The sequence below is a fragment of the Flavobacterium sp. DSR3-2 genome, assembly GCF_049896525.1.
GTDB lineage: Bacteria > Bacteroidota > Bacteroidia > Flavobacteriales > Flavobacteriaceae > Flavobacterium.
Genome location: NZ_JAFCUM010000011.1, coordinates 87847 through 100744 on the forward strand (window position 1 = coordinate 87847; position 12898 = coordinate 100744).

General features: G+C 32.6%; 9 protein-coding genes. All 9 read right to left on the reverse strand.

The genetic code is table 11. The features are described 5' to 3' along the window. Positions 1-231: 231 nt before the first annotated feature. Positions 232-705 (reverse strand): Dps family protein, encoded by a 474-nt coding sequence (locus tag ACP7AV_RS13030; protein WP_426092316.1) that lies wholly within the window; start codon positions 703-705, stop codon positions 232-234. A 340-nt stretch (positions 706-1045) separates the two neighbouring features. Further along, a complete protein-coding gene (locus tag ACP7AV_RS13035) occupies positions 1046-2107 on the reverse strand; it encodes a class I fructose-bisphosphate aldolase (RefSeq protein ID WP_426092317.1) in 1062 nt (353 codons plus the stop codon). 60 nt (positions 2108-2167) lie between these two features. Further along, positions 2168-3256: an alkene reductase gene (locus ACP7AV_RS13040; protein ID WP_426092318.1), complete on the reverse strand. Its 1089-nt coding sequence runs from the start codon at positions 3254-3256 to the stop codon at positions 2168-2170. 660 nt (positions 3257-3916) lie between these two features. Next, complete coding sequence (locus ACP7AV_RS13045; RefSeq protein WP_426092319.1) at positions 3917-4306, reverse strand: aldehyde dehydrogenase family protein; 390 nt, start codon at positions 4304-4306, stop codon at positions 3917-3919. 42 nt (positions 4307-4348) lie between these two features. Continuing rightward, positions 4349-4678 (reverse strand): DUF892 family protein, encoded by a 330-nt coding sequence (locus tag ACP7AV_RS13050; protein WP_426092320.1) that lies wholly within the window; start codon positions 4676-4678, stop codon positions 4349-4351. 131 nt (positions 4679-4809) lie between these two features. Then, complete coding sequence (locus tag ACP7AV_RS13055) at positions 4810-5802, reverse strand: 2-hydroxyacid dehydrogenase (protein ID WP_426092321.1); 993 nt, start codon at positions 5800-5802, stop codon at positions 4810-4812. A gap of 458 nt (positions 5803-6260) precedes the next feature. After that, positions 6261-6455 carry a hypothetical protein gene (locus ACP7AV_RS13060; RefSeq protein WP_426063093.1) on the reverse strand — a complete coding sequence of 65 codons (195 nt, stop codon included), beginning with the start codon at positions 6453-6455 and terminating at the stop codon, positions 6261-6263. 329 nt (positions 6456-6784) lie between these two features. Further along, positions 6785-9241, reverse strand: coding sequence for a response regulator (locus ACP7AV_RS13065; RefSeq protein ID WP_426092322.1), 2457 nt, complete (start codon positions 9239-9241; stop codon positions 6785-6787). Positions 9242-9356: 115 nt separating this feature from the next. Then, positions 9357-12875: a response regulator gene (locus ACP7AV_RS13070; protein ID WP_426092323.1), complete on the reverse strand. Its 3519-nt coding sequence runs from the start codon at positions 12873-12875 to the stop codon at positions 9357-9359. Between the last annotated feature and the right edge of the window lie 23 nt (positions 12876-12898).

The window sequence follows — 12898 nt, forward strand, 5'->3', positions numbered from 1 at the left end:
GTTGTTTGAAAAAGAGTAAAGCACTTTAATTCATATAATACAGTCATAAAAGGATAATGACTCATCATTTTCTTCTGTCGTTCTAATTACTTTTGACAGTCGGTTTCTTGTATCAGTTGATTTTCTTCAACATGTTTTTTGGCAGTTATTTTTCCAACTCTGCAATTACTTCTAGAAATTATATAAACTTCTGATTCTAAATTTTCCATTTATAATATTGTATTTTTTAAGTTATTCTAAATATCTTCTCAATGTCCAAGCCATCGTTTCATGCGCTAACATCAAACTTGTTAAGAAATCAGCAGTTCCCGCATCCTTATTTTCATCAGCGCTTGCATCAACATCTTTTCTTAACTGAATGATTAACGTTTCATGATCTTCTAAAAGCTCTTTTAGCATTTCTTTTTGACCTGGATATTGATTTGGAGATTCCATAATAATCGTTAGCTCTGAAAACTCTTTCATTGTACCAATCGTTTTTCCACCCAATTTGCTAATACGCTCTGCGGTTTCATCAATAGAAACTTCCAGCTGAATATATTGTCCTTCAAACAATTTGTGAAGTTCCATAAAACTTTGACCGGATACATTCCAATGAAATTTTCTTACTTTGATATATAAAGTCATTTCATTTGCCAAAATTGAAGACAAGATCGAAATGCTGTTTTTTAAATGTGCTTCTGTAATCCCTATTTGAAGTTTCATATTTTCTTAATTTTATTTGAATAATATTATCGTATCAAAAAATATAGTTTTTATTATACCGTTAAGACATTTGAAGTTTAAATCATGCTTATCGAGAAAATTTTATATTACAAAGATCATTGCATTCCTCTGAAAGAGTATTATAAAATTAGAAGAATAAGTTACATCTTTCACACCTTTTTTTGTTGTAAAATAATGGTAATCAATATTTTTAAATATTTTATTTCTTTTTTGTTCATACTGTGGTAATTTAAAAAAATAGCTTTTCAAATTACATCATCTTGTATTTTACAAATGTAATTTCTATTAACTAATTTGGAATAAAAACTCCATCTGAGGGTTAGGCTATCGAAACTTCTTTGGCTAAATAAATTTCTTGTACTGCCTGAATGAGTTGTACGCCTTCGCTAAAAGGTCTTTGAAAAGCTTTTCTACCCATAATTATTCCCGCTCCACCTGCTCTTTTATTTATTACAGCTGTTTTTAAGGCTTCTGCCAAATCAGTTTCGCCTTTTGATTCTCCGCCGGAATTAATCATACTAATACGTCCTGAATAACAATTCATTACTTGATATCTACATAAATCTATGGGATTTGAGCTAGATAATTTTGTATACATTTCCAGATTTGTTTTGGCAAATTGTATTGAACTAAAACCTCCATTATTGGTTGGTAGTTTTTGCTTAATGATATCTGCTTGTATAGAAACTCCCAAATAATTAGCTTGACCGGTAATGTCCGCCGCGGTATTATAATCTATGTTGTCTTTTATAAAGGCATCATTTCTGGAATAACACCAAAGAATAGTTGCCATTCCTAAAGTATGTGCTTCTTCAAAAGCCTTTGCCACTTCAATTATTTGCCTGTCGGATTCAGCTGAGCCAAAGTAAACGGTGGCTCCTACGGCCACAGCACCCATGTTCCAAGCATCTCGAACACTCCCAAACATGATTTGATCGTATTTATTGGGGTAAGTCATTAATTCGTTGTGATTAATTTTTACCATAAATGGAATTTTATGAGCATATTTTCTGGATAGCATTGCAAGACCGCCCATCGTGGAAGCAACTGCATTACAACCCGCTTCAATAGCTAACTTGACGATATTTTCCGGATCAAAATAGATTGGATTTGGAGCAAAAGAACTTCCTGCAGTATGCTCAATTCCCTGATCTACAGGCAAAATTGAAAGGTATCCAGTGTCCGAAAGTTGACCATGATGGTACAATTGTGCTAAACTCCTAATTGTTTGCGCATTTCGATTGCTTTGTAAAAAAACAGTATCGATATGGGAAGGATTCGGCAAGTGAAGCTGATCTTTTATAATTGTTTTACAAACGTGATTTAACAAAGCGTCTTTCTCATCTCCTAACAAAGCTAGCAATTGGGATATGTCTTTCATTTTAAGTAGCTTTTGAGAGTTTCTGTAAAACATTATTTAAGAGGTAAAAATTTGTTACAGTCAAATTTTGTAAAACGGATAGTCAGTATATCCTTTTTCATCTGCTGTGTAAAATAAGTCCATATCAAGTTCCTCGGATAAAGGCCAATCATTTTGGAATCTTTCTACTAAATCAGGATTATTAATAAAAGGTCTTCCAAAAGCAACAAGATCTGTAAGTCCGGATTCTAGAGCTGATTCGGCACTTTCCTTTGTATAACCACCGCAAATAATCATGGTATTTTTAAAATTTTGACGAATTAATTTTTTGATTTCCAGAGGAACTTCAGGAGCACCCATAGCGGAATGATCCACAAGATGAATGTAGGCAATATCAAGTTTGTTAAGCTCTTTAGATAAATAATCATAAGTAGCTTCAATTTCAGGATAATGTGGCATATCGCTGGCAACTCCATAGGGCGATAGCCGTATTCCGGTTTTTTCTTTTCCAATCGCTTGAGCAACGGCCGCAGCCACTTCAATTACAAATTTGCAACGGTTTTCTACACTTCCTCCATAATCATCTGTTCGAATATTACTAACCGGAGAAAGAAATTCTTCTAATAAATATCCATTGGCAGCATGTAATTCTACACCATCAAATCCTGCAAATAGCGCATTTTCAGCTGCAGAAATATATTCTGTTTTGGCGTGTAAAATATCTTGACGGGTCATTTCATTAGGTACAACAAAATCTTGTAAACCATTTGCATCTGTACACATTTGCCCCGCTGCTTTTACCTGAGAAGGGGCCAGTATTAAGGAGTCTTTTGGCATGTTTAAAGGATGGCTAATTCTTCCGGAGTGCATTAATTGAACTATTATTTTTCCTCCGTTTTTATGAATGACAGCAGTAGTTTTTTTCCAGCCCTCTACTTGTTCAGCATTAAAAATACCAGGAATTCTAGCGTATCCTAATCCATTAGGCGACGGTGATGTCCCTTCAGTTATAATAAGGCCTGCACTCGAACGCTGATTGTAATATTTAGCCATCAATTCATTAGGAACATTTCCAATCGCTCTGCATCTTGTCATTGGCGCCATCACAATTCTGTTTTTCAAATCGATGGAACCTAATTTTTTTGGTGTAAATAATTCGTATGTTTTCATTTTATTTAAGCTTATGTTGTTGACATAAAGATACTTATATTATATTAATTAAAAATATCTTTCAAAATAAAGTTGTAGTCTTTAGAGATGGATCTAAAGCTTTAAAAATCTTTGAGATAAGAATCGTTTTAAAAATCTAAAACTACAGTTAGCTTTAATTCCGTTTGAACATGATTTTTATTATGTTTGGGAACTTTAATTTTATACTTACAAAGGATGAAGTATTCTCTAAATAAACTTTTCGTCTAATGATAATTTTAAACAAAATTTTTTATAACACTAAAAACTAAAATATAAGTTAGGCAACATTTTTTTATCGTTCTAATTAACGGGTATCAAGCTCGTGTACCTATTCGTTGGTCATAGGCGGAAGATTGGAAAACCCCTATGTTCTTGATGCCGTTACGCCAATCTGGCAAATCAGAAAAAATGCTACCTAACAAAATATATTTTTATTCTTTTATCAGCAACTAAATACGATGCTCGTTTTCCAGAAATTAATAGGTTCTTCTAAAGACCATTTGGCGCATTAGCCTCATTAAATAAATCTTCAATTGCAATAGTGCATTGTTCCACCATGGATGCCTGTTTTATAAAATCTATATTTCCAACCATAATGTTTAGAGCCGAAAATCTGGCCACTTTATAAAAAGGAAAATTTCATGGCTCAACACCAAAAATAGCTCCTATACGGCTGCAACGTACATAAGCATCACCATATTTTGGTTTTGGATGCTTATCTGCCAAAAATGTCTCCGCGTTAGTTGAATAGGAATCAAAAATATCAGCACTTAATAAAATTTCACCTTCTGTTTGAACAATTAATTTGCCCATTTCTAACGATATAATTTTAGCTAGATGTTCTTTTTTATCACTCATAAAAGCAGCAACTTTATGCAATATTACAGCACGATACTTATAACTAGTTTGTTTCCATGAATTAAATGTTTTTACAGATTGTGCAATAAACATATCGACAGATTCATCATTCATTTCATCAAATGACCTTATGACTTCATTGGTAAAGGGGTTTACAGTTTGAATAGCCATCTTTTATTTTTAAAAAGGATTGGTAGTAGTGTCTTATATTTTTTACGGAGTTGTTAAACCGTACATTGCTTCGTATTTTGACATAATATTTATTTCACCTATGGAAGTAAAAAACTCTTCAAGGCGCTTAATATGGTCAATTGTAAATTGTAAGTGTACTTTGAGTGCGTCAGCTAATTCTTCGGTAGCAGCGTTCTTAACTAATATGGGAATTGAGATAATTAACGCTTTTTCAGAAAAGTAAATTTCTTTTAATTCCTCTAAAAAAACATTGCGACAACCCTTGCTTGTTTCAAGAATGGTTTCGTCTGAATTTCCTTTCGCTTTGTGCAATATGGTTTTTTTATCCATTTTGGTGATTGTACTTTTCAAGTGTTTTAATTTAGGTTTTACATTAAAATAATATAGTAAAGTTATTGTTTTACATTGATAAATTCATTACATAATATTCCAAATGAGTTGTAACATTCACACATATCACTATGGAAATTTGCTATACATATCTACTGTTTTACTTCATTTTTTAAGGGTAAACCCTGTTCAAAATCAGTGTAGTTATTCAAGGTAGTAATAGCAATCTGGTCTAGTGCTTCAATGGTAAAAAATCCCTGATGTGGTGTAATTAATACATTGTGAAAAGCCATTAATCGCTCAATTAAATCATCATGAATAATGCTTTCGGATAAATCCTTAAAAAATAAATTCTCTTCTTGTTCATAAACGTCTATCCCTAAATAACCCAATTGTTCTTTTTTTAAAGCTTCAATAGCATCCGATGTTTTAATTAAAGCGCCACGGCTGGTATTTATCAACATAGCGCCTTTTTTAATTTTAGAAAATGCTGTCTTGTCAAAAAGGTATTTTGTGTCAGTGGTAAGAGGGCAGTGCAGCGAGATGATATCAGAATTTTTAAAAAGTTCATCCAAAGTTCTGTAAATAACACCTTTTTTTATTAATTTCTCGGATTCAATAACATCGTAAGCAATAACATTGCAACCAAACCCTAACATTATTTGGCAAAAAGCGGCACCAATTTTCCCAGTCCCAATTACGCCAACCGTTTTTTCATGAAGATTGAATCCAGTAAGATTTTCTAATGAAAAATTACTTTCCCGAACTCTATTGTATGCTTTGTGCGTTTTGCGATTTAAAGTTAAAATCAATGCTACAGCATGTTCTGCAACAGCTTGCGGAGAGTAAGCGGGAACCCGCATTACTTTAATGTTGTGTTTTGCAGCTGCTTCAAGATCAATGTTGTTGAAGCCTGCGCAACGCAAATCAATAAGTTTTATACCTATTTCTGCTAATTTTGCGATTGCTTTTTTATCGATTGTGTCATTTACGAAGACACAAACGGCTTCAAATCCTATCGCCAAATTGGTAGTTTCACTATTCAATGGTGCATCAAAATAAACTAACTCGTGTTTATGATCCGTATTAAACTTGTCTAAATATTCTCGGTCGTATGGTTTTGTACTAAAGACGGCTATTTTCATGGTTTGATTTTAAATTTGATATGGAGAATTCATATTATTTATTGTAGTTTATTTTTTGTTGACAGCTAATTGTAGCATCAAAATAAGAGAATTTCCTAAATGAGTCGGTTTAGTATAAAAATTAAAATGGCCAATCCAGTAAAAAGGGTATGCTTGCAAGACTATAAAATATGATTTGAGGAGCAGGGAGAACTTTAACGGATCTGTTTTAAATCACAATTCAGGAAATAGAAAAAGACATTTAAGCCTAAAAAATAAATTCTCTCTGCACATAAAAAGCAGAGAGAATTTGTTTTGTAAAAATGATATTTGAATGTATTCTGTTTTTACTAGAAAAACGCACTTCAATCATTTTATTGTAATATTAAAAACTTATGGTCAAAGTAATAATAAATTATTTTTCTCATTAATTGAATTGGTTTTTCATGCAATAACAATCAAATTTTCAGAAAAATAATTTATGATTCGTCTTTTGTTGTACGCACTAAGCTGATTCCGGAAATGAAGAAAAGGATACCAAGTACACCGTAAATGATTAACGATTTAACATCTGTTGTTTCACCTGAAGTACTTGCAAATATAACTGCAGTGTAAATAAGTCCACCTATTCCAAGAGCAGTAAGTAATGCTCCAAAAATTCTTTTTAAATTCATGATTTTGATTTTTAAAATTTATACTTTTTTTAATGTAAGTTTTTAACTAATATGGTTTCAAACAAACACCTTTGAATAATTAATATTTCGTTTTGGGGAGATCATAATTACTTAACAAATGTATTTTGATTGAACAGCAAAAATGTTATACAATTGTTAATAAAAGTTATATCATTCACAGTTTAAAATAAATCGAATAAATCTTTACATCATATATTTATTTGTAAAACATTGACAATGAAGGAAAAATAAATTTAATTTTGTCTTATTAGAGTTTTTTTTTTAGTTATGTTTTTGGTAGCGGCTTTATCTTTTTATTTTTATCCGTTTTAAATTGTATCAAGTTCTTCCCTCAATTCGTTACAGGCTTGGAGGCAAACATCTTCAAGTTGCTGCACTAGTTCATGTATCTCTTTTGTTTTGTCTGGTGCTGTCGCTAATTCCTGAATTTTCTTTGACATATTTTCGTAATTTGAACTGATTCCCATTATTGAAAAGGAAGGTATCAATTTATGTGCGGAAGCGCCTAATAAACACCAATTTTCATTGGCTAAACTTTGCTTCATTGTAGTTACCAGTGCTGGAGTTTGTGCCAAATATAAAATTATCATTTCCTTAAATAGTGCTGGATTTGATTTTGTTCTATGATGTAGGTATTCCAGATTGGTGTATTTTGTCTTTTTACTTGCTACCTCTTTATCGTTAATAATTTTAGTATGCTTTATTGGAATTTTCCCAATTTTTATATGTTTTGGCTTCTTTAATATGTTAACTATCTTATTATAGAGTAGTCTTTCATCAACGGGTTTCGCAATGTAATCATTCATCCCAACGGCTTTGCATTTAGCTAAATCCACGGTAGTTACATCAGCAGTTAACGCAATAATAGGAATAGATAAATTCATCGTTTTACGAATGTATTCTGTAGCTTCAAATCCATTCATAACTGGCATTTGTAAGTCCATTAATATAATTTCGTAATCTTTTTCTTTTATTTTTTCGATAGCTATTTGCCCATTTTCAGCAATGTCTCGTTCAAATCCAAAATCATCTAACAATGTTTTCATCAATAATTGATTTAGCGGAATATCCTCAACTATTAATACTTTTATATTATTTATTTCTGCATCTAATAATTCTTCTTCATTTTCCAATTCTGCATCTGCGTTTGTTTTTTGAAAAGGCAAGGTGAAACTAAATGTTGAACCCTCATGAATAATACTATTTACAAAAATACTTCCTCCTTGAGGTTCTACTAATTGCTGCACAATAGCAAGACCAAGTCCAGTTCCACCATATAATAAGGAAGTTCCGCTAGTTGCCTGTTGAAAATTTTCAAATATAGTTCCTATTTTTTCTTCAGAAATACCAATTCCGGTGTCCGTTATGGCAAATTTGAGTATTACTTTTTCATCATCTTCATGCAATAAATCGACACTTACCGTAATTTTCCCTTGAAATGTAAATTTAACGGCATTACTTACTAAATTTAAAACAATTTGATGCAAACGAATCGGATCTCCAATCAGAACATCTGGAATTTTATTATCGTATTCCTTAATAAGTTTTAAGTTTTTTTCCTGAATTTTGTTTTCAAATAAATGAAGCATTGCCGTGATTGAAGATTTCATTTTGAATGGCGTTTTCTCAAATGTCATCTTACCGGCATCAACTTTTGCCAAATCGAGTATGTCGTTAATGAGGACAATTAAAGCATCACCACTTATTTTTATGGCGCTTAAATATTCTTTTTGCTTGTCTGTCAATTCCGTTCTCAGTATCACTTTTGTAAATCCGATGATCGCATTCATTGGTGTACGGATTTCGTGACTCATATTCGACAAGAATCGCTGTTTTGCTTTTACGGCACTTTCAGCTGTAATCGCAGCATTTTCCGCGTTAATTTTAGCTTCTTCAGCAATTTTGGTGGCTGATTCTGCTGAAATTTTAGCTTCAAGTAATTCTCTTTCAGCTCTTTTTTGATTGGTCACATCTCGTGCAACAATGGCCGCTCCAAGTACATTTCCTTTATCATCTTTATATACTGCTCCATTGAATAATACATCATTCAATTTGCCATTTTTATGACAAAGGATTAATGGACAATCTGCAATAAATCCTTTTTCAAATACTTTTTGGTATAATTTGCGAGCCTTTTTTGGTTCAGTAAAATAATTAAAAAAATCTGTTCCAATTAATTGCTGTCGAGCGATACCGGTTTCTTTAACCGATGCATTATTCATGTCGGTTATTTTCCCTTCCGGATTGATGGCAAATAATGGATCATGACTTGCTTCAATTAGACTTAAAGAATATTCAGAACGTAATTTTTGGACTTTAAGGTCGGTATTCAGTTTTTTCAATTGCTGCGCTTGAACTAATAATTCCTGATTTTTTGTGTGCAAATCCACAAAAACAGCTACTTTCGCTTTTAATATTTCAGGCGAAATAGGTTTAATCATATAATCTACAGCACCGGCCTCATATCCTTTAAAAATTTGTAAAGAGTTATCCATGCTGGCCGTTAAAAAAATTATCGGTACATGTTTAAGTTTATCGATTTGTCGAATTAGTTCTACGGTTTCAAATCCATCCATCTTAGGCATTTGCACATCAATTAATATGATGGCAAAGTCTTGTTGGTGAAGTAGAATTTTTAAGGCTTCATTTCCGGAATTTGCTTTGACACACAAATAATTTTCATTAGAAAGTATTACTTCTAAGGCAAACAAATTCTCTGGTAAATCATCGACCAATAAAATTTTAACAGGGCTATTTATTTCCATTTTTAATTGTAAAACAAAAGTTTAAGAGTTGAGTGTTTTCTTTGAATATCAAAATATCAATCAAAAAATGCAACGTATGATGATGGCTGTATATCGCCTTCTTGAAAATGTTTGATTATTTGCTTAACCACACACGCATTAATGATAACAAACGTTCAACATCAATTGGCTTCGTGATGTAATCATTGGCGCCTGCATCAATACATTTCTGTTTGTCGTCTTTCATCGCTTTAGCCGTTAGGGCAATTATCGGTAAGTTTCTGAATTTTATCTGAGATCGTATCTGTTTCATTGCTTCATAACCGTCCATTTCCGGCATCATAATATCCATTAAAACCAAATCAATATCAGAATGAACTTCTAACATTTTTAATGCATTCTTGCCGTCTTCGGATTTTATGACTTCCATTCCTCGTTCTTGTAATATTTTTGATAAAGCAAAAACATTTCGCATGTCATCATCGACCAATAATATTTTTTTTGAATGAAATATAGCTTCTTTATCATGCAAATTGTTAATCATCATTTGTTTCGATTTGGGTAAATTGCTAATCGTTCGGTGAAGAAAAAGAGCTGTTTCATCCAGCAATCGTTCTTCGGATTTTATCCCTTTTATAATAATGCTCTCCGCATATTTGTGCAACAGATTATTTTCCTCTTTTGTAAGTTCTTTTCCTGTATAAACGATAATAGGAGGTAGGTTATGGCCTTTTAAATCGCCCAGTTTTTGGATAAGTTCAAAGCCCGTCATATCTGGTAATCCTATGTCGAGAATGATGCAGTCAATGTGTTTGTGCTCAAACAATTCTAAAGCCTCTTTTCCTGTTGCTGCCTCATAACATTTTACATCACCACTGCCAATGAGTATTTTTATTGCTTTTCTGGAATTTTCGCTGTCTTCAATAATCAACAGTTTTTTTATCTTTCTATCCACAAAATTTTGAATTCTGTTAAAAGCTTGTTCCAGACTTTCTTTCGCTATTGGTTTCATCAGATATTCTACCGCGCCTTCTCGGATAGGTTCCAGCGAACGGTCATCAGCCGATATGATATGAACCGGAATATGCCTTACCAAAGAATTTGTTTTTAGTTCAGTCAATACTTGTCTGCCTTTGATTCCTGGTAAACCCATATCAAGAATGATGGCTTGAGGTTTGTATTTTGCAGCAAGGGCCAGGCCGTCTTCTCCGGAAGATGCTGACAAGCATTTGAATCCTTTTTTGTTGGCTTGTTTTAAAAGTATTGAAGCAAAATTTTGGTCATCTTCAATGATTAGTACTATTTTATCATCCCTGTTTATGGTATCTCTGTCGTCTTTTATTGTTGGATAATTGAGGAATCGACTATCAATTTCAGAACGTGGCGCATTCGAAACAGGTTTCAATGGGATTTCGTTTTGAGACTCTTCTGTAGCGTAAATTTCAAATGGGATTATCAGTGAGAAAGTAGAACCTTTGTCTAAATTACTTTTCACTTTTATTTCTCCTTTTAATAATTTTGCAAGTTCCCGTGAAATAGAAAGTCCTAATCCAGTTCCACCATATTTTCTGGAAGTACCGCCTTCGGCTTGCTGAAAAGCTTCAAATATGGCTGCCTGTTTGTCTTCTGATATTCCAATTCCTGTATCACTAACTGAGATACGCAAAGTATTTTCGGTGTTAGATTCCAGATCAATAAGTACACTTCCTTTTTCGGTGAACTTTATCGCATTGGATAAAAGATTTCTCAAGATCTGATTCAAACGCTGAGAATCAGTGTAAATAAACTCGGGTAAATTATCCGCCTGTTTGCAAAGTATTTCCAGTCCTTTTTGCTCAGCTTGATGCTTAAAATCGCGAATAATATTAGCTGTAAAATTTCTCAGTGCTACTTTTTCAATATTGATAGCCATTTTTCCAGCCTCAATCTTGGAGAGATCCAGCACTTCATTGATTAAGACCAAAAGATCGTGACCACTTTTATAAATTATTTCTGCACTTTCAACCTGAACTTCATCTAGATTTTTTTTTCTGTTTTCGGATAAATCTTTGGATAATATAAGCAAACTATTAAGAGGTGTTCTTAATTCATGCGACATGTTTGCAAGAAATTCTGATTTGTACTTGCTGCTAATTTCCAGTTGTTTTGTTTTTTGTTCAATATCATTTTTAGAGGCTTCAACTTCTTTATTTTTCTCCTCCAATGATTGGGTTTGCTCTTCCAGTTCTTCGTTGGTCATTTGCAATTCCTCTTGCTGTTGTTTTAAATTTTGCGCTTGTTGTTCTAATTCTTCATTCAGTTGTCTTAGTTCTTCCTGCTGAATTTGAAGTTCTTCAGCTTGATTCGAAAGCTCTTTGTTCGCAAAACTTAATTCCACAGCCCTTTTTTCTTTTTCATCATTTTGAAAGGCAAGTTCTTCATTTGCAATAACTAATTCTGCTGCTCTTTTTTCTTTTTCTTCATTTTGATAAGCGAGTTCTCTGTTAGCAACAACTAACTCTGCGGCTCTTATTTCTTTTTCTTCAGCTTGTTGCACAGTATAGACACTTATAGCAATACTGCTCATAGCAACATTTACAAATTCTTTTTCGGTTTCGTTAAATTCTGCAAGCTTGCCTATTTCAATTACGCCTATCGTTTTTCCATCGAGCAAAAAAGGAGTAATGAGCAGATGTTTTGGTTTTGCATCCAATACGGATGAAGTGATACGAATTTGATGATCAGTTACATCTGATATTGAAATTTGCTTTTGTTCCCAGGCAGCCTGACCAATTAATCCTTCATTTAATTTAAAATTTTCTTTTGTGTCATTAGTAGATGAAAAAGCAAATTTTCCACTAAGCAGTAGAGTATTTTCGTTTTCATTAAAAAGATAAACGGCGCCAATATTGGCCTTCAAATAGTTACATAGAAAACTTATGGTATTGTTTGCCAACTGTTCTATATTTTGATCTCCCATTAATTTTTCACTAAGTGCTGAGTTACCGGTAAGCAACCAATTTTTACTGGCAGTTTGTGACTCGGAATTTTTAAGTGCTTTTAAATTTGTAGCAACAATGGTATAGACGACAATAAGAATCAATACAATAACCAGCAGTAAAACAGCAAAAACAATATTAAACTTACTGGCATCTTCCGCACTATTTTGAGTCCTTTGCGCAAGAAGCGAACGTTCTAATTGCTGTGATTCACTAATTATTTTGCGTATTTCGTCTTGAATTTTTTTGCCTTCGCCTGAAGCAATAAAGACTCGTGCTTTTTCAAAATTATTTTTACGAAGGTTTACACAGGTATTTAAATTGTCAAATCGCAGTTGAAGCACTTTTGTAAGTTTCTCGATATTAATTTGTTGATTGAAATTGTCTTGTGTTAATTTATTTATTTTTTTAATATTCTCAATTATTTTTGTATCAGCGGTTATATAATGCTTCAAAAAATTATCATCGCCTGTTATAACATAACCTCGAACTCCTGTTTCTGCATCAACAGAAGTAAGTAAAATTTGTTCGAATTCATACAATACCTGATTGGAAATATTTACCAAAGTATTTGAAGCAACAAATTTTTCACTGTTTTTAAAAGAAAACAATGCAACTCCGACAAGGACCATTGCACAAGCAATAAATCCGATAACGATTTTTCTTCCTAAGTTCATTTTCGTACTGTTATTTATAAAAT

What these genes read in the sequence shown, in the direction of transcription:
- ACP7AV_RS13070 (WP_426092323.1), bottom strand. Translation starts at nt 12,875, where the DNA reads ATGAACTTAGGAAGAAAAATCGTTATCGGATTTATTGCTTGTGCAATG.
- ACP7AV_RS13065 (WP_426092322.1), bottom strand. Translation starts at nt 9,241, where the DNA reads ATGGAAATAAATAGCCCTGTTAAAATTTTATTGGTCGATGATTTACCA.
- ACP7AV_RS13055 (WP_426092321.1), bottom strand. Translation starts at nt 5,802, where the DNA reads ATGAAAATAGCCGTCTTTAGTACAAAACCATACGACCGAGAATATTTA.
- ACP7AV_RS13060 (WP_426063093.1), bottom strand. Translation starts at nt 6,455, where the DNA reads ATGAATTTAAAAAGAATTTTTGGAGCATTACTTACTGCTCTTGGAATA.
- ACP7AV_RS13045 (WP_426092319.1), bottom strand. Translation starts at nt 4,306, where the DNA reads ATGGCTATTCAAACTGTAAACCCCTTTACCAATGAAGTCATAAGGTCA.
- ACP7AV_RS13035 (WP_426092317.1), bottom strand. Translation starts at nt 2,107, where the DNA reads ATGAAAGACATATCCCAATTGCTAGCTTTGTTAGGAGATGAGAAAGAC.
- ACP7AV_RS13040 (WP_426092318.1), bottom strand. Translation starts at nt 3,256, where the DNA reads ATGAAAACATACGAATTATTTACACCAAAAAAATTAGGTTCCATCGAT.
- ACP7AV_RS13030 (WP_426092316.1), bottom strand. Translation starts at nt 705, where the DNA reads ATGAAACTTCAAATAGGGATTACAGAAGCACATTTAAAAAACAGCATT.